Raw genomic sequence first — 18337 nt, forward strand, 5'->3', positions numbered from 1 at the left:
CCAAAATTATACCCGCCCGGGTTATCCTGCAAGGATATATCACGCTCCGGTAGCCTGGTTTTGTGCCGATAAATATATGTAACTGTACAGTTTCCTATAAAGATGCTGTCTTTTTTATTTTTCCTGTACGTCTTTTAGGTTTTGTAAGGTTATCTCCAGGTCCTTGCCCAGAATTTTTTCAAAGTTTATGAACAACAGCATGATGTTCATGGGGTATTTCATACCACTCTGAAAGCCCCAGGTAACGTTTGTTTGATCTGGGGAAACGCTTTGGAACGTTATGATCGAGTCGGCTCGTCCTTCGAATGGTTTGACGAAACGTACTTCAAGCTCTACACGTTCATCTGCAATCAGGTTCTTGATTTCCTGTTCGCCCTGCCCTACTTGTTTCACGTCGCTGTCCCATGCATATACAAAGCCCACCGTGCCGTCGGTGCCGCGAAAAGTTTTACGGGAATGTGGGTCTGCCATCACCCATTTATTATAAGCATCCTGGTTCCGGATCCGGCTTACGTAGTCGTATACCTCAGCACGCGGGCGGTTAATCGTAATGGACCGCTGTAGCGCGTATTTCTTCCGAACAAATAAGGCAACGATAAGGGGAAGTGCGATAACGGCAAGAAGGATGCTAATAATAATGGCGGTCATAGGGGTTGATGTTTTATCCTGGATCAAAGATACTATGCTCTCCGACCGTATCAGGAGGGGTGAATGTGACAATCGGCGGGGTGCGGCGAGACAATTGTTGTGTGCCTGTGTGGCTACAACGCCAGACCGAATTCGGTCCGTAGGACTTCCTTCCGGTGGTCTTCGTCGGTAATCTCGGAGATGATTCGCTGCTCATGGCGCCTCTCAATAAGCCGGTCGTTGAACAGCGTGATGCGGCCGGCATCGGTAGGACGGGTACAAACAATATTCTTGACAAAGTATGAGCCCGGGTTTATTTGTTTATCGTAACAGCTGGGCTCGAAGTCGCTGACGTCGTGGGCGTCAAGGGTAAAGATGTATTTGGGCTGAAAGATATTACCGTCGGGCGACATGGCTAAGACATAACCGTCGTTATGCGAGTCGATGCGGAAATAGTTTCGGCCGTCGTGCTGCACCCTGCCGGGTTCAATTTCTAATGGCGTGACGAAGAGGTCGCCAAAGCCGACATCGAGTAGATAGTCGCCGTCTGCCTCTACCACAATGGCCATGTGATCAAACCGCGGACCGGGTGTGCCGGTGTCGTCGAAGATGCTGGCCGATACCACGCGTCCGCGAAAGCCGACATGTTGCAGCAATTTGAGAAAGAGGCTGTTGAGCTCATAACAAAAGCCGCCACGGCGCTGAGAAACAATCTTGTTGTATACGGTTTCTGTATCGAGGCTAAACCTTTTTTTGTAGTGCACATCGAGGTTTTCAAAGGGCACCTGAAAAACGTGGTGACGGTGAAGTTGCGTCAGGGTGCCTGTGTCGACGGTGGGGGTATGCTCGAAAGCGATTCGCTTCAGGTATCGTGTGACGTTCATGGGAACAAGGTTTTCTGTGACTGTCTTCCGGCTAAAATTTCATTCCATGTTGTTACACCATCGGCTATGGATTATCGCAGGGTATACCTGCAAAATAAAATGAGTCGATATAGGCGGGTACCGGTGGGACTGGCGGCGCCACGCCCTGAATGGCAAATAAACCCATATACCGGGGGTTGATGGTAAAGTCACCGTGCGTAGCTTCTTTAAATGCAAAGCTTTCCATGGATCCAATCGCAAATAGAAATCGGTAATGATTATCGTGTCGCTCGATTTTCAGGGCGGTACGCGCCAGGTTGTGCTCAACGATCGCCTCTTTTCCAGGCTCCAGCGTAAAGAGCGTAACATGTGCTATTTCTTCCGGTTTGCTAAGCGCGCCACTGCCGGAAGAGCTCATGGCTTGCAGGATGATTTCGGCCGGTTTGTCATAGCCGCCGAAAAAATTATTGTAGCTAAGTGACAGGCGTAGCACTTTGCCGGTAAAGGTTTCGTCCTCCGCTAACAGGATCCCAACCTGTTGCCAATTGTGAGCAGGAAAAAATTCAGTCAGGTGGATCTCGGTTGTAAAGCAACCGGTGGGGATGGGCCTATATAGCAAATTGGTGATGCCGGCGACACTATTACCTGTAGACCAATTATCGCCGGGAAGGGTATATAGTGCCAGGTGGCCGGACCTGGTGGCTCGCTGTGACCACCACGTGGTGTCTTGTTTTGCCAGGACCCAGCCCCTGTCGTTGAGTGAGTCCATTTGAATAAACGTAAAATGATCTGTTATTGCCCTTCCCGGTTCTGGTGTTAGCCAGGGTCGCAAGGCCCATATCGCGACAATCAATATTAGCAGCATGATGATGCCGGCAACCCAACGAATCTCCAGATGCCGGCGTTTCTGTGGTGTGGGACGTGGAAGTGCTGTCTCGGGGTCGGCGGCCGACCTACCCGTGAAGCGGCTTTTATAGCGGAACCAGTATGGGTGGTGGCTTTCATGGTTCTTGCGTTGCACCTCGTCGGTATAGGGTGCACCGAGCACATAGCGCGCCAGCGTGTCGAGTGTCGCTGCGGAGGGGTTCTCTTTTCTGCGTTCCTTACTTCCCAGGATATACAATGAGTAGTTCCGAATACTTTTCACGCCAATTGTGAGGCCCGTCTGTTCGTGGATGCTGGTAGACAACAGGCGGGCGTCGGTCTCGGTGAGTGGCGCATGCGGCGTCTGGCCCAGGCATTTGGCGCAGGCTTCCCGGAACAAGGTTTTGAATATGACTTCCTGTTGTTCTCTCATATGCCGTGTGACTTTCTTCAGATTTCCAGCGCAATTCCAGAGGTTTCCTGCGGAATTCCAGGGGTCGGAATTCCCGCACCGGACCTTTGCCTGACATAATCACCAACTGTCAATTTTATGAAATTCCTGCTTTTTTCCATGCTCGTGGCGATATGTCTGCCAACGCTTTCACAAAACTTGCAGCTGCACTACGATTTCCGTCATTCGCTGGATCCGGACCTGCATCGGCGAAATTTTCCCACGTTCAGCTTTGAATACTTTAAACAGCTTGACACAGTAGGCACGGGCTCCTTCCTGCTGAAGATACAGGCCGACCTAAACGGTCGAAACCACAACGTAGGCCAGGTTTTTACCCAACTGTCGCAGTCATTGCGTTTCTGGAAACCGAAGGTTTATCTCGCGCTGCATTACAGTGGCGGACTGGGTACTACTGATGATGGTCACGGCTTCTACCTGCCCAGTTCTTATGGGGCCGGAATCTCCTATCCTTTCCAGTGGAAGGGCGCATGGTTAGTCATCAACGCCCTTGTGCGCCACAACGCATTTGTCCAGCCCAGCTACGACCCTCAAGTGACGTTTTATTTCGGCCGTGGCTTCTTTCATTATAAGGTGTTTGTCGCGGGTAGCTTTGTCTGTTGGACGGAGAACCGCGACCGAGGCGAGGTCTATACAGCACTACTGCGGGGTAAGAAGCTGGCGCTGTTCGGTGACCCGCAAATCTGGATCAAGGTCTGGAGGAGCTTTTCCGTCGGCACCCGGCTCAACATCTTTTACCATGTGCTGCGCGACGACAATAGCATACAAATATACCCTACGTTAGGGACGAAGGTGCAGTTTTAATCTATGCGCACGGAGTTGGGTTTATAGCCGGACAAGTTGAGTAAATATCTACGCAACTGCGGCCGATGACTGAGCTGATGCTTGTCTGTTGGGAAGCATCGCCGTTGCTGGCAGATGTTTCTTTACCCAGGGATGGAATTTTCGACGTGGGATATGGCCGGATTTTGTACCTTCGGTCTATAAAACCCAACTCTCTATGCGGTGGCTCCTCTGCTTTCCGGTGTTTTTTATTGTATTTATTGTGCAGGGGCAAGACACCGCGCCTGCACGCGCCCGTCGTCTTGAGCATCTCATAGCCGAGCAACGCCGCTCGCCACGGACCGGTGACGATCTGCATACCCTGGCCGGCGAGCTTCGCCAGCTGACGCTGACCAGCGCCGACAGTGGGCGTTATTACCTTGGGCTTCTTGGAAATCTGTACGACGTCCACCGTCGTGACAATGTCGTGGCGGCGCATTATTTCATCACCGCCGGGCTATACTTCCGCCATCAGGGTCAACCCAAGGCGGCGCTTCCGTTCATGACCTCCGCTTTGGACTACCTAGAATCCGGCACACCTGATTCTACTTATGCCACACAATTACTCGTCCTGGGCGACACCTACCAGGCCCTCGGCGACCCCAGCAGTGCAGAAGACTATCATCGCCGCGCCCTGCGACTATTCGAAGCACTCGATAACATGCGAGGGCTTGCGCAAGCGCAGCATGGTCTTGGCAGTGATCTGCTGGCGCAGGAGCAATATCGCCAGGCTGAAAAGCACTTTCGTTCTGCCCTTAAGCTGCAAGGTTCCAAACAAGACGCTCTGGCGCTAATGGCTACACACACCGGGCTTGCCCGCGCGTACGCCGGCATGAACCGTTCGAGCAAAGCCATCACGCATTACACACAGGCCCTGGCACTGGCGCAGACACACCGACGTTCTGCCGAGACGTTGGAGCTGATGACGGAATTGGGCACTTACTACGCCGAACACCACAATGCCGAGAATGCCAAGAATTATTTATTACAGGCATTACCCTTAGCCTATACGGCCGGCGACACTACTACCACGGCGCACATTCGCGCGGCGATCGCTACCCTGAATTCCCGGCGCCGTGGCAGCGCAGACGAACGTTTCCTTCTGAACGATCTGCTGGCGACCACACAAACCGCAGATACGCATGCCTTTCCGGAAGCCTATTACCGCCTGGCGCAGTGGTATGCGCAGCGGCGTCAATTTGACAAAGCCTATACGCAACTGCGCGCCTATCTGCAACTAAACGATACTGTGCACGGTCAGGAAGCACGGCAGGTTCTGCAACGTCTGGAAGCGCACTATGCCGGGGCGCAGCAGGCGTTCGAGCGCCGCCAGCTGACGGCTGAAAATTATGCGCAAGCCCTGCAACTGCAACTGGATGAACTCTCCAATCAACGCAATTTATTTATCGGCCTAAGCAGTTTGTTCTTCGTGCTGTTGGTCGCCGGTGCTGTTTACCATACCCGTGTGCGGAAGCGTTACGCTGAGGATGCATTACACGTGGTCGATATACCCAAGCCGCCGTCATTCCCTGCAAACCTGCCTCATACCGCCTCCCCCAGCCTGCGGCCGCTGCTGGCAGAAGCCGATACTGAAGCACCTTCGGTGGCTACCCTTGAAGCCATGTTGGCCGTTCAAGATGACGAAGCCAGCCGTCAGGCATCGGTGTTGGTTGTTACGGATGATGCCGATACTCGTGCAAGGATTACCAACACGCTGCAAGATCACTTCCGTGTCCTTACCGCTACGGATGGACTGGCGGGTTTGGAAAAGGCTTATACCCAGGTGCCCGATCTTGTGCTCTGTGAAACGGTTATGCCCCAATTGAGCGGTAATGCGCTCTGCGAGCGTCTGCGCGATGCCACGGCGACGAGCCATATACCCGTTATTATGCTGACGCCTCATGCGGACGAAGAGATACGGGTACAGGGTCTGCAGGCGGGCGCTGATGCTTATATACTCAAGTCCTTTGAGCCAAAGGAGCTACATACGCGCGTACAGCAGATCCTCGAGCAACGCGAGGAACTGCGTCAATTACTACGCGAGCAGGTTACGTTGCAAACGCACGATATCTTTCTATCAGATCCGGAGTCAGACTTTATCGACCATGTAACCCAGCTGCTCGACGCACACGCTACGGATGCAGCTTTTGGTGAAGAGGAGTTTATTACCGCCGTGGGACTGAGCCGGATGCAGCTGCACCGGAAGTTAAAGGCGTTGACGGGCAAGTCGACTGCTACATTTCTGCACGACTTCCGATTGACGCGGGCTAAGCAATTTTTGGCGGAAGACAAAGGTATTCAGATCACCTAAGATTGGATCATGCCACGAAGTATGCGACGTTGTGCTCATTCAACGCGCGTAGCCGTGTTGCATTTTCTGGCGCCAGGTTGAGATCCAGAATATCATCGTCTTCAGATGGTATCCACCTAGCATCCGCCTGCTCGTAGATATAGTGGGCGCGATCGCGTAGAATCGTTACTCCACATTCTTCGTAGAACGGGCGAAGTGCGTTGCTGCAAAAGCCGATCGCTTCGATGTCGCGTTCCCGCAGGTTATGACAAATCTGCCGCATCAACGTCTTTCCGTGCCCCTTCCCGCGTTCAGCCGCTACCAACCCCACCAATTCAGCAAAGGTGTACCGCTCCTCTTCAATCTTTAGGGTAAACGCCCGGTTAATTCGTGCTATACATTGAAGGTTATCCTCACCAGCATCCATGAGCAAGTGAAACTCCGACATAGAAAAAAATTTCCGGAATGTTTCTGTGTCCATGCCCTTCCATTCGGCAACTTGCCAGAGGCGCAATATTGTTTGAATAGTAGAATCTGACAATTCCGTCGGTGGTAAAATCTGATAGCTATAGGTCATTCGTGCAGGTGAATATACGGATTGAGAGCATACGCAAAATGCTCCTGCCGGGTTGTTTTGGGCTGCTCATTTCCGCCCAGATATTGTTCAGATCTGAACAATATCGTTCCTGCATAATTGCTTACCTGTTCAATTTCGTCGATTCCGGTTCTGGCACAGTTATCGTTATTCCTACATTTAGGAAATAATCTTATCGCAGAACGACTATGCATGGTCCTCCCGGTTTATTTATGCGCTTCTTCCGTTGGTTTTGCCAGCCGAAGTTGCTGTCTCACATCGAGGGCGACTTGCTGGAGCTATATCATGAACGGTTGCGGACGCGGGGAAAGCGCCAGGCCGATCTTCGTTTTATCGGTGATGTTATTCTCCTATTCCGGCCGGGCATTATCCGGCCTGCCTTTGAACGTACAACACAAACCCCCTATGGTATGTATACTAGCTATTTTAAAATTGGCTGGCGAAACTTGCTTCGCCACAAAGGGTATTCTCTCATTAATATCGGCGGCCTGGGGGCCGGTATGGCTACGGCGCTATTGATTACCCTGTGGATCTATGACGAGCTTTCGTTTAACAACTATCATGACCACTATGAGACCATTGTACAGGTAGAACGCTCGGAGACATGGGATGGCGCCGTTGAAGTGAATGCGATCCACACCACGGGATTAGGTTCTTTATTACGTAGCGATGCGTACGACGCGTTGTTTGAACGCGTCGCGATGGTGCGGGCCAATTTAGAAGAGCGTGTTGTCGCTGTGGGCGAGCGGAAGTTTACCCAACAAGGATATTTTATGCAGCCCGAGGGCGGTGAGCTCTTCAGCCTGCGTATGAAATATGGATCGCGTGACGGGCTAAAGGATATGAAGTCGATTTTACTATCGGCGTCTTTAGCGCAAAAGCTCTTTGGCGATATCGATCCCGTGAACCAGATAGTGACAATGGATGCGCAGACCGAGCTAAAGGTGACGGGTGTGTATGAAGACCTCCCGCGCAATACCACGTTGCATGAAGCGAGCTATTTTGCTCCACTCGATCAATATCTGGGAGGCCAGGGACTTGACACCTGGGACAATTACCACATGTATATCTATGCCCAGTTGCGCCCGGGTACCGATGTAGCGCAGGCATCGGCAGTGATTCGCGACATCATGTTGCCACACCTCGATGCCGAACACCTGCAGCACAAGCCGGCCGTGTTTCTGCATCCAATGCAGCGATGGCACTTATATTCACAATTTGAGAATGGCATGAACGTGACGAGCGAGCGGTTGCGTACGGTTTGGTATTACGGCATTATCGGCGGCTTTATCTTGTTGCTGGCGTGTATCAATTTTATGAATCTGAGCACAGCACGTTCGGAAAAGCGGGCAAAAGAGGTGGGCATCCGAAAGTCGATTGGTTCGTACCGACTGCAGCTTATTCAACAGTTCTACGGCGAGTCATTTTTGATGGCGGGATTGAGCTTTATTTTGTCACTGGCATTGGTGGGACTGACGTTGCCGTGGTTTAATGCCATTTCCGATAAGGCTCTTACACTGCCCTGGGGCAGCAGTATCTTTTGGCTTGCCTGTGTAGGCTTTACAATCTTTACTGCGTTTCTCGCCGGCAGCTATCCTGCCCTATACCTCTCTTCCTTCAATCCTGTAAAAGTACTAAAGGGTACTTTTAAGGCGGGACGGGCAGCTTCCGTACCACGGAAGGTATTGGTTGTGGTTCAATTTAGTATTTCGTTGATGCTAATCATCGCCACGATGGTGGTACACCAGCAAATTCAGTTTGGTAAGAACCGGGCCTCGGGATATACCCGCGAAGGGCTGCTTTCGCTGCGGGCTGCGACTCCTGAATATGCAGGGCGTTACCAGGTGCTGCGCCAGGAGTTGAAGAATACCGGTATGGTGGAAGAGATGGCAGAGGCTAACTACCCAGTGAACAGCACGAAAGGCTGGAACGGTGGCTTTTCGTGGAAGGGGCAGGCCATCGAGCCCAGCTTTAACACGATCTTTGTCACGCACGAGTATGGCAAAACTGTAGGCTGGGAGTTTACAGAGGGACGCGATTTCTCGCGTGACTACGTCAGTGATTTACAAGGTATTGTTATAAACGAGTCTGCGTTGCGTTTGCTGGGCATGGAGCACCCTGTGGGAGAAAACCTGGTATGGGGTGAACGGGGCACGTACAAAATTTTGGGCGTGGTGAAGGATATGATTAAAGGATCACCGTTCGAGAAGACTGACCCTTCGATCATCTTCCTGTCTGAGAATGATTTGAAGTGGCTTTATATGCGGTTGAAGCCAACGGTCAGCCCACACGAAGCCATACCTGCCATACAACATGTCTTTGCTACGTTGATTCCGTCGGCTCCCTTCGATTATACATTTGTGGACGACATCTATGCCGCTAAGTTCGCTGCCGAGGAGCGCATCGGCCAACTGGCTACCCTCTTTAGCATCCTGACGATTGTAATCAGCTGCCTGGGGCTTTTCGGGCTGGCGTCGTATGTTGCCGAGCAACGCACGAAGGAGATTGGTATTCGCAAAGTGCTGGGCGCGTCTGTGACTTCCTTGTGGCAGATGCAGTCGCGTGACTTTGTGCGGCTGGTAGTGGTTGCCTGTTGTGTGGCTTTGCCGTTGTCATTCCTGGTGATGCAGCGTTGGTTAGAGCATTATGAATATCACACCACGCTGGCATGGCCTGTGTTTGTCTTTGTGGGCGGTGGGGCGTTGGTATTGTCGCTGCTGGTTGTAAGCTATCAGGCTTTGCGGGCGGCGGTGACCAGCCCGGTGAAGAGCTTGCGGTCGGAATAACATTTTCTTATTTTACGCCGCCAACGGTGTCCTATTGGTGGAGGGCCGTTTGTTATGGATGTGTTTAACGCATTTCATAACATTAAAGCTTACACACAATGAATGAATTTATGTTGATTTTCAGACACCAGGACGGCAAAGCCGTAGCGTCGCCCGAGCAGATCCAGATATGGATGAAACAAACTATGGACTGGATCGGAGGTATTGCGGCTCAGAATAAATTTAGCGGCGGCAACGGATTACCCTTTGACGATGCACGCGTTGTTTGGCCAAACGATGTTGTTACGAACGGCCCTTTTGGCGAGATCAAAGAAACCATCGGCGGCTATATTATCGTCAAAGCCGATTCCGTAGACGAAGCTGTTGCCTTTGCAAAAGGTTGCCCTGTGCTGCAGGGAGACGGTAACAGTGTAGAGGTACGTAAGATCGCCCGTGGTGACGGATTGCATTAACATTTTTGCCCGTTTGCTTCTTGTTAAGCATGCGGGCATTTTTTTATGTCACACCATGAACTGATTCCCCACTTGTTCCGGACGGAGTTCCGGAAGATCACGGCGGTGCTCTGCAAGGCCTTTGGGTTGGAGCATATGGCCGTGGCCGAGGATTTGGCCAGCGAGACCTTTCTGGCGGCGCTGGAAACCTGGTCTTATAAAGGCGTGCCGCCAAACCCTACCGCTTGGCTATATACGGTTGCTAAAAACAAGACTCGAAATTATATATTGCGTACGCAGGTTTTTGCCGATAAGATCACTCCCCTGCTACAGGAAGCCGAGGCGACACAGGAGGCTTTCTCAATCGACTTATCACCAGGCAATATCACGGATAGCCAATTGCAATTGTTGTTTGCTATCTGTCATCCGTCACTACCGGTAGAATCACAGGTCGCGCTTGCGCTGCGCATGCTGTGCGGGTTGGGGATCGACGAGATTGCCACCGCTTTTCTTGCCAGCAAAGACACGATCAACAAACGACTATTTCGTGCTCGCGAGAAATTGCGTACTGCCGGTATTGTACTGGCCTTTCCTGGTCCGGCAGAGATTCCTGCCAGGCTAGATGCCGTGATGACGACGCTTTATCTGTTATTCAGCGAAGGATATTATTCCGAGAGCCAGGACACGATGTTGCGCGAGGATCTTTGCCTGGAGGCGATGCAGCTTACGCATTTGCTAGTAGCATACGAGCCCACCAATCTACCTCCCGTAAAGGCTTTGCTCTCATTGATGTGTTTTCACGCGTCGCGGTTTGAAGCACGTCGGGGCCGACACGGTGAGCCCATTCTCTATGACGAGCAGGATGAGACACTGTGGAATCAGAACCTGATCGTGCAAGGGGCTTATTTTCTGTATGGAGCTGCGACCGGTGGTTGCCTCACAAAATATCATTTGGAAGCTACTATTGCCTATTGGAATACGCAAAAGGCCGACACACCTGAAAAGTGGGAGGCCATTCTTCAACTATATAATCAGCTACTGTCAATTGCATATTCGCCGGTGGCGGCACTCAACCGTACGTATGCGTTATCAAAGGCGCGGGGCAAGGCCGTCGCTATTCCGGCGGCGGAACAGTTGAAGCTGGAGAGGAATCCGTTTTATTTCGCGCTGTTGGGAGAATTGTATACCGATGTCAATAGCGCCCGCGCATTGCAATACTTTGAACAAGCGCTATCGGTAGCCCGTACTGCCGGCGATCAGCAAACGATTCGCAAGAAGATTGACCGACTACGAGATGGCTGAATAATTTTACCGGGGGCGGACCGGGATCCATATCTCCTCTTCAGAGTCGGGATGCTCGTTTTTGTATTTCGCTCCCAGTATTTCAAAATGTGGGCGATCATCGAGGACGTAGTCTGATGCCGGGAGCCACTCCTGGAAAATACGCTGGAAGGTGGGTATGAAAGCACTGGGGGGACCGTGGTGTATAAAGACGGCGTAGCTTCCTTCAAGGTTCAAGGGCTCCATACCGGCGGGAATGGTTGTTATATCGGATACCTCGACGGCAGCCCACCGGTTGAAGGTTATGTGGGGTGTGAATGCCTGTGGGCTCCATCCATGATCGTAGACCTGAATGGAGTACAGGTCGGTGCCTACGGTGCTGGGAATCTCGTGGCGTCGCGGCATAAAAGTACGCCAAAGATCTGTTGTGCGGTTTTCGGCTAGCGTCGTGCGAAAGTATATGCCGATTATTTTTTTGCTGGGTAGCTGTTCGATGCGCGGCTCGGTGCTCATGCGGGTTGGAAGATCGGTTGTGTCTTGCGGATTTCCATTAAAAGTACATGTAATTTGCGTTGCTCAGGGAGCTGGAAATATTTTTTTCCTGGATGGATGTCCAATTTCGGCAAAGTCGGTCATTGTCGGTTTAAATTTATCTTTCAACGCTAAACAAGACATGTATGCAGGAATTCGCATTGTTATTTCGCCAACCCAGCTATGACTACAGCCAAATTTCGTCGGAGGAGATGACGGCGCTTTCAAAAAAATGGAAAGACTGGGCCGGAGGTATTGCTGCGCAAGGCCGGCTGGTATCCAATGGCCCGCGGTTGGGTGATGCCGGCAAGGTGCTCAAAGCGGGCGGCGTCGTTACTGACGGTCCGTTTGTAGAGATCCGCGAGCGGCTGGGCAGCTTTATCGTTGTGAAGGCAGAAAGCCTGGAGGAAGCCACTACGCTGGCACACGGATGCCCGGCACTGGATGCGCAAGGCAGCGTAGAAATACGCCCTATCATGTAATCTTATCGCCCGTGAGAACCCTGCCTGCTGTGGGCGGGGTCGTTTTCCTTTTTTCCATGATACAAAAACACGACGCACTTAAACAGCTTTTCCAACGGGAATTTTCCAAAATGGTGGCCGTTATCGCCCGTTTGTACGGGCTGGAGCATATCGCCCTCGCAGAAGACATCGTGAGCGAGACATTTCTGCAGGCCATGGAGAGCTGGGAAAAGCGTGGTATGCCCGAACATGCCACCGCCTGGCTATATGCCGTGGCGAAGCAAAAGACGTTGTATCACTTTCGTCGCACAAAGATCCTGCAAGACAAAGTACTGCCATCCGTTGCCTCTAACGCATCAACAAAAGCAGATGCTGTCGAGCCCGACTTTTCACAACAGGGAATTCGTGACAGTCAGTTGCAAATGATGTTTGCGATTTGCACGCCGGCAATTGCCAGTGAAGCCCAGATCGGTCTGGCGCTGCGCATTTTATGCGGCTTTGGTATAGACGAGATTGCCGAGGCGTTTCTATCTAATAAAGAGACTATCAATAAACGCTTGTTCCGTGCACGGGAGAAGTTGCGTACGGAACGTGTTGCGATGGAGTTTCCACCGGAACATACGCTCGCGGCCCGACTGGACAACGTACTGCATATACTCTATCTGCTATTTAACGAGGGGTATTATTCTACCACCCAGGATAGGGTTCTGCAAAAGGACATGTGTATCGAGGCCATGCGGCTGTGCCTGTTGTTAACTGATTACCCCCCTACCCGTACCCCGAAGACACATGCACTGTTGGCATTGATGTGTTTTCACGCATCGCGGTTTAACGCCCGCCAGGCTTCCTACAGCGATCTGCCTGTGCTGTACGAAGAACAGGATGAGCAACTGTGGGACCAGGCGTTAATCAATCAGGGTCGCCATTACTTAAATCTATCTGTCGAAGGTGACGATCTTAGCTCATATCATTTAGAGGCACGAATCGCTTCCTGGCATTGCATTAAAGAAGATACGGCAGAAAAATGGGAGGAGATTCTGCAGTTATATAACGATTTGCTATTTATTAATTATTCTCCCAGTGTGGCCCTTAACCGCACCTTTGCGTTATATAAAGCACGTGGCTGGCAACCGGCACTTGCAGAAGCCGAGAAGCTCAGGCTTGAGAACAATCATTTCTACTTTCTCTTGTTGGGCGAGCTATACCGGCACACCGACGCGCTACAAGCACTGGCTCATTTCCGCCGGGCACATACATTGGCCAGAACGCAAGCGGAGAAGCGTGGTATCCAGGAGAGAATTGATGCGCTCGGTAGTGCTTGATTACTTTTTCTTTTTGGCTTTTGATTGTTCTTTCTCCTTTGCCCTGGCTTCGTTTTGCAACGCGCGGTATTTTACGATACGGCTCACGAGTGTCAGCGGCAACGGCTCGTCCAGCGGAAACTGCACGGAGCCTTTGCCTCCTTCGTATTTGGCGAGCTCTTTCTTAAATTCTTCAATGCCCTGGGGGGCCGGATAAAAACCGATGTGGTTTTTATAGGCTGCGAAGTGCACCAGATTGCCATGGAGGTAAAAGGTGGGCATTGCATAGCTGATCTTTTCTTCAGCTTTTGGCGCCGCCTTGTGGATTGTTTCGCGCACTTGTTTGAGGAGCTTCTGAATTGCCGGTGGGAACGCAGCAATATACTCGTCGATGGTGTTTGCCTGTACGTTTTGCATAATCGGGGGAGTTTATACTCAAATTTACAGGCATTTGTCGTGTTCGACGGAGGGTGATCGTGCCTTTTTAAGGGGGAAAAAGGGGCATTATGCTTTTCGCGTTAGTTGCCGAATGGCGGCCAGGTGTGCGAAAAGCACGATTGGCACAACGCATGTGGGCAACCAGCTGTAGGGAAAGTTAAGGATCGCGACGTTGGGTTGATCGAAGGCAAATTGCTGGAATGGCGAGGGCGCTGACAATGCAGCGTTTATGACAATATTGAGCAAAAGGCCCAGGCATAAAATGTTCCAGATCAGCAGCACCGATTTATTTAGCTTGCCTCGTGTTACTCCGACATACGCAACAACCGGGGCGGTAATGCCCGCAAGGATGTCGAAGTTACGGCCTTCAAAGGTCATGAGCTGCGGGATAGCCTGATGTATGTATAACAAAAACAGAATGATCTCGACGGGAATACGTATGACGTGCAGCCACGTTAGGGCAGGCAATGACAAGTCGTCGACAAACTGGCGTCCGGCTTTGGTGGCGAATAAGAGAATAATCGTGAGCAATGGGGGAAACAACCCCAAAGCAAAGATACGCGGCGGCATTGCAGTAGTGTCGGTATTATAGATACCTTTTAGTGTCAGGACGGTTTGCAAGGCCAGCCATGCTACCAGGCAGATAATAATGACGTAGTGTCTATCTTTTTGGCTACCGGGATAGTGGATGCTACGGCAGAACAGGTAGATCGTGAGAACAGTTGTAAAGGCGAATACCCAAGGAATGTAAGCTGGAAGTGGTGGTAGGTCAGGTGACATGACGGGTGGCGTTAGGATTCGAGCGTGAAGTCGTATGATATGCCATCGATGTCTTTGCCTTCGCGTAGGTTGGCGAGGCGACGCGTGATGATACCAATGGCTTCGGCGCCATTGTCACTTGTGATACACGAGCGCTTCATTTTAATGCACCGGGCCAGGGTGGTGCCGCTGCCGCCGTAGAAGTCGCCCACGAGGTCGTTCTCCCGCGTGGTAATCGAAAGAATGTATTCGAGTAGTTGTTCAGGTTTCTTAGAGTCTTTGAAGTCGATGCCCTCTCCTCCTTCTTTATAGACGTTCGGAACGATCTCCGTAAAGTCGAGGTCATTGGTGGGTAGCACGGGGCGGCCGGCGGTAAGGGTTGACTGAAAGTATACGCCGCTGCTACGTTTAGCGGTTTGTGTTTGGAACCAGCGGTATCCCAGCCCTTCGTTTTCCAAACCCGGCACACGTACCAGCAGATTGTCGCCCAGCGGGCGCAGGTAGCTTTCGAAAAATTCGCCCGACCAGTTTGCCGTCGCGAGCTTTCCGGCGATGATGTACCGGCGCAGATTGTGCACGGCGGGTTCTTCGCGGTGTATCTTGTATTGTCCTGGATGGTATATCTCTACCTCTTTGCCTTGAATGGTTCGCCGTTCAGGTTGATCGGTTAACGTTTCGATGCGGTGGTCAAACTTCTCCAGGCGGGGGTGTTTTTGTTCGGTATAGAACCGGGTCTGTTTGTCCTTACGGTAGAACAGCAGGTATTCGTACACATCGTGATACGTGGCATTAATCATCAGCTGCCGTTCGCTGTGCCGGATCTTGACGGGAAACAGGCCGATAAAACACTCGGATCCAAATACAGTATCGCAGATGTGCTTGAGGTTAAACAGCTCCATCTGGTTGATCGACAGTACAAGGAATCCCTGCCTGCGAAGCAATTTATAGGTATTGCTTACCACCTCGTGCAACTGCTCAGACCAATGGGCGGATCTGTCGCGGTAGTGCTTTCGCGAGCCGCGTGCCCGCTTGGTATTATAGGGCGGATCGAGATAAATAAGCTGAAATGCTTCCTGATAACCCGTTATTAGGGTGCGTGTCAGGGTGGCTGCCTCTTGCTGGAAAAGCTTATAGTTATTTCCTTCCGCCGGCGGCGGAGTCTGGACTGCCTGTTGTTGCTCCTGTATAACGTTGTCAATCACAACTGCTCTTCGGTTTGGGTGATTGACGAAATTAACAGTTTATTTGTTACCGACAAGTTTTTGCTCAGCCTGTCCGTGGAATGGCCGTCGTGCTATTCGTCACGCAGTGTGTCGACCGGGTTTATACGGGCCAGGTGCCAGGACTTGTAACCAATGGTCAGCGATGCGATAATGAGTAATAAACCAATGCCCATGCTGTAGGTAAATATGTTTGTCGCCTGGTAATATTTCCAAATTGCGCTCATGATGACACTGGTCCACATGGCGCTTGCCCAGGCCCCCAACAAAGAGGCGACGAGCAAGATGATGACGAATTCGGTGTTTACGATACGACTGATCGACACCGTCGACGCGCCCAGAATCTTGCGGATGCCGAGCTCTTTGGTGCGTTTGATGATATTCAGGGACAATAACGTAAACAGTCCCGTGGCAGAAAGGAGCATCGCGACAGTCCCCAGGAATGCGTATGAATACATGATGCTGACATTCAGTTTGTCAACCTGCTGCAGGGTGGAGACCAGCATGCGGCCTGGATATAGCCGATTGGGGAATACTTCATTCCATTGGTTGGCCAGGTAAGTATTGACGGACGACACGTTGCCGGCATCGGCACTGACAACAAGGTGTTTGTACTCATCGGGCTTTATGTAGCGGATCATCATCGGTTCCATTTCATGCCACAGACCCCGGGTATATACATCTTTTACGACGCCGATCACTGTCAACCGAGTGGTGTCACGCCAAAGAATTTCCTTGCCAACGGATTCGGCCCATCCGAATCGGTCGGCAAGCTTACGCGTAATGATGACAGATTCTTGCTGGTCTGTTTGGGAGTCCTTGCGGAAGTCGCGTCCCTCCAGCAGTTTCACTTCCATGGCTTGCAGGTAGTTGTCCCCTACTTCGATGATATCCGCTTCCATGGGGAGCGTCGCGTATCGAATCGGCTCGTGTGTATGCTCGGAGAAGATGCCGGTTTTTGCACCCGCGATAGCCAGGATGTTGGAATTTGCTTGCAGTGCATTGCGATAGGTTTCAAACTCCGACCTGTCATTTACCGGAACGACTACCGCACCCCGTACGTCAAAGCCCAGATCGTATGCACGCTGATACCGGGCGTTTTGCATAAAGGCTACTGCGCTGATCACGGCGATAAGTGAAATGGTGAATTGTAAGCCTAGCAAGGTGCGCGTGAAGTAGTTGGTTCCGGCAAAGCGCAATTTCCCCTTGAGAATGGTAACCGGCTCAAACCGGCTGATGTAAAATGCGGGATAGCTTCCGGCAACAATGCCCGTTATCAGCAGAATAGAGACCAGGAAAATAACAAACGCCGGATTTTGCAGATAGTGATTCGTGAGGTGAATGTTGTTGTCAGTCATGATATTCCATCCATCGATCAACAGGTCTGTGATGCCCAGCGACAATATGAGCGCGAGCAGACATATGCAGGTAGTCTCGCCAATAAATTGTACGATCAACTGGATGCGTAAGCTGCCCATCACTTTTCGCAATCCAATCTCTTTCAGGCGACGGGTGGAAATAGCAATGGCGGTATTGGTCAGGTTAAAGCAGGCGATGAGCAGAATCAACATTGACATGATCACGGAACCAATAATGGCTGCGAGGGGCGGCGCGGCCCAGGTTGCGGCACGTACCTGATCGTCGCGATCGCGATATGCCAGTGTTGTAAATGGGTCGAGCACAAATTCATGTATGCGAAAGTCTTCGCGTACCCGGTTGTTGTTTTCGGTGTAGGCTTGTAATTGTTTTTGTACGCCGGCAACGCGCGTTTCGTCTTCGATTTGTATATATAGCGTCGTCTCGTGGCGCCAGTCGTCGACGCGGATGTCTTTGTACTCGTCGCGGAAACCCCCGATGTTCATATAGGCCGAGCCCTCGCGCCGGTAGAAGCTGGAGTTGGCCACGGGCTCGCGGAAGATGCCAGCGATCTTTACTTCTTTAAGCTCGCCGCCATAGACTTGTGTGATTGTCTTACCGAAAGCTTCTGAAGGAGTACGAAACAAACGTACGGCCATGGACTCGCTAACAAAGACACTCGTTTTGTCATGCAAGTCGACGGGGTTGCCTGCCATAAAATCGAATGAGAACATTTCAAAAAAAGCGGGATCAACATATGTGAGGTTGGCGGCGAAGAGGTCGTTGTCGCGTTTGAAGTTGGAGCCCGAATATAAATAGTGTGTGGTGTGACGGACGTCGGGAATTGTTTTATCGATTACCTCGCCCAATGGCAGCGGTGCATATCCCACACGTGTGAGCTCGTTCTCAAAGGTTTGAACAGCGCTGACACGGTAGATGCTTTCGCTGTTTTTATGTATTGTATCAAAGGTAGCGTCGTACTCAAAGGCCAGAAATGATATGATGCAACAGGCCAGGGCAATGCTCATGCCGCCGATGTTGATCATGATGAAGATTCTATTCTTCATCATGCTGCGGAAGGTTATGAGTAGGTAGGTTTTTATCATGCATATTACCATGACAACAAATATGCCAGCGGGTCAACGGCTAATTTAGCCGGATTTGTCTGCTTTTGCGAATGCCGCTTGTTCGGTTGCGAACGAGGTTGTTCGTCGGTGGACGGAACCGAGCCGGTGCGCAGGTC

Annotated in this window: 16 protein-coding genes and 1 pseudogene; 8 read left to right on the top strand and 9 right to left on the bottom strand. The window is 51.4% G+C overall.

Annotation, left to right across the window (positions count from 1 at the left end):
* Positions 1 to 114: 114 nt before the first annotated feature.
* The 3 genes from K7P01_RS04250 to K7P01_RS04260 all read right to left on the bottom strand — a co-directional run bounded on the left by K7P01_RS04250 (position 115) and on the right by K7P01_RS04260 (position 2787).
* Complete coding sequence (locus tag K7P01_RS04250; protein WP_267290176.1) at positions 115 to 648, bottom strand: SRPBCC family protein; 534 nt, start codon at positions 646 to 648, stop codon at positions 115 to 117.
* Positions 649 to 761: 113 nt separating this feature from the next.
* Complete coding sequence (locus K7P01_RS04255) at positions 762 to 1511, bottom strand: arylamine N-acetyltransferase family protein (RefSeq protein WP_267290178.1); 750 nt, start codon at positions 1509 to 1511, stop codon at positions 762 to 764.
* 64 nt (positions 1512 to 1575) lie between these two features.
* On the bottom strand, positions 1576 to 2787 hold the full coding sequence (locus K7P01_RS04260) for a hypothetical protein (protein WP_267290180.1): 1212 nt from the start codon (positions 2785 to 2787) through the stop codon (positions 1576 to 1578).
* Between the two features lie 117 nt (positions 2788 to 2904).
* Between K7P01_RS04260 and K7P01_RS04265 the strand changes: the two genes are divergently transcribed.
* Positions 2905 to 3627, top strand: a complete 723-nt coding sequence (locus K7P01_RS04265) for a DUF5020 family protein (RefSeq protein WP_267290181.1) — start codon at positions 2905 to 2907, stop codon at positions 3625 to 3627.
* Between the two features lie 196 nt (positions 3628 to 3823).
* A complete protein-coding gene (locus tag K7P01_RS04270) occupies positions 3824 to 5956 on the top strand; it encodes a response regulator (protein ID WP_267290183.1) in 2133 nt (710 codons plus the stop codon).
* Positions 5957 to 5963: 7 nt separating this feature from the next.
* Here K7P01_RS04270 and K7P01_RS04275 read toward each other — a convergent pair whose 3' ends face one another.
* A complete protein-coding gene (locus tag K7P01_RS04275) occupies positions 5964 to 6512 on the bottom strand; it encodes a GNAT family N-acetyltransferase (protein ID WP_267290185.1) in 549 nt (182 codons plus the stop codon).
* Positions 6513 to 6718: 206 nt separating this feature from the next.
* Between K7P01_RS04275 and K7P01_RS04280 the strand changes: the two genes are divergently transcribed.
* The 4 genes and pseudogenes from K7P01_RS04280 to K7P01_RS31995 all read left to right on the top strand — a co-directional run bounded on the left by K7P01_RS04280 (position 6719) and on the right by K7P01_RS31995 (position 11049).
* Positions 6719 to 9316 (top strand): ABC transporter permease, encoded by a 2598-nt coding sequence (locus tag K7P01_RS04280; protein ID WP_267290187.1) that lies wholly within the window; start codon positions 6719 to 6721, stop codon positions 9314 to 9316.
* Between the two features lie 98 nt (positions 9317 to 9414).
* A complete protein-coding gene (locus K7P01_RS04285; RefSeq protein ID WP_267290189.1) occupies positions 9415 to 9768 on the top strand; it encodes a YciI family protein in 354 nt (117 codons plus the stop codon).
* Between the two features lie 42 nt (positions 9769 to 9810).
* A pseudogene (locus tag K7P01_RS31990) lies at positions 9811 to 10305 on the top strand (sigma factor); the annotation flags it as partial.
* A gap of 69 nt (positions 10306 to 10374) precedes the next feature.
* Entirely contained in the window at positions 10375 to 11049 is a 675-nt protein-coding gene (locus tag K7P01_RS31995) for a DUF6596 domain-containing protein (RefSeq protein ID WP_317987611.1), read from the top strand.
* A gap of 6 nt (positions 11050 to 11055) precedes the next feature.
* Here K7P01_RS31995 and K7P01_RS04295 read toward each other — a convergent pair whose 3' ends face one another.
* Positions 11056 to 11541, bottom strand: a complete 486-nt coding sequence (locus tag K7P01_RS04295; protein ID WP_267290193.1) for a GyrI-like domain-containing protein — start codon at positions 11539 to 11541, stop codon at positions 11056 to 11058.
* Positions 11542 to 11705: 164 nt separating this feature from the next.
* Between K7P01_RS04295 and K7P01_RS04300 the strand changes: the two genes are divergently transcribed.
* Both K7P01_RS04300 and K7P01_RS04305 read left to right on the top strand, forming a co-directional pair.
* Complete coding sequence (locus K7P01_RS04300; RefSeq protein WP_267290195.1) at positions 11706 to 12041, top strand: YciI family protein; 336 nt, start codon at positions 11706 to 11708, stop codon at positions 12039 to 12041.
* Positions 12042 to 12097: 56 nt separating this feature from the next.
* Positions 12098 to 13342, top strand: coding sequence for an RNA polymerase sigma factor (locus K7P01_RS04305; protein ID WP_267290197.1), 1245 nt, complete (start codon positions 12098 to 12100; stop codon positions 13340 to 13342).
* Here the strand turns inward: K7P01_RS04305 and K7P01_RS04310 are convergent, their stop codons facing one another.
* The 4 genes from K7P01_RS04310 to K7P01_RS04325 all read right to left on the bottom strand — a co-directional run bounded on the left by K7P01_RS04310 (position 13343) and on the right by K7P01_RS04325 (position 18164).
* Positions 13343 to 13738, bottom strand: coding sequence for an iron chaperone (locus tag K7P01_RS04310; protein WP_267290199.1), 396 nt, complete (start codon positions 13736 to 13738; stop codon positions 13343 to 13345).
* 87 nt (positions 13739 to 13825) lie between these two features.
* Positions 13826 to 14539: a hypothetical protein gene (locus K7P01_RS04315; RefSeq protein WP_267290201.1), complete on the bottom strand. Its 714-nt coding sequence runs from the start codon at positions 14537 to 14539 to the stop codon at positions 13826 to 13828.
* 11 nt (positions 14540 to 14550) lie between these two features.
* On the bottom strand, positions 14551 to 15720 hold the full coding sequence (locus tag K7P01_RS04320; RefSeq protein WP_267290203.1) for a site-specific DNA-methyltransferase: 1170 nt from the start codon (positions 15718 to 15720) through the stop codon (positions 14551 to 14553).
* A gap of 92 nt (positions 15721 to 15812) precedes the next feature.
* The gene (locus tag K7P01_RS04325; protein ID WP_267290205.1) at positions 15813 to 18164 is read right to left on the bottom strand and encodes an ABC transporter permease; all 2352 of its coding nucleotides are present in this window, start codon (positions 18162 to 18164) and stop codon (positions 15813 to 15815) included.
* Between the last annotated feature and the right edge of the window lie 173 nt (positions 18165 to 18337).

Origin of the sequence: Parachryseolinea silvisoli (assembly GCF_021190955.1) — a bacterium.
In the GTDB taxonomy this organism is placed as follows: Bacteria; Bacteroidota; Bacteroidia; order Cytophagales; family Cyclobacteriaceae; genus Ohtaekwangia; species Ohtaekwangia silvisoli.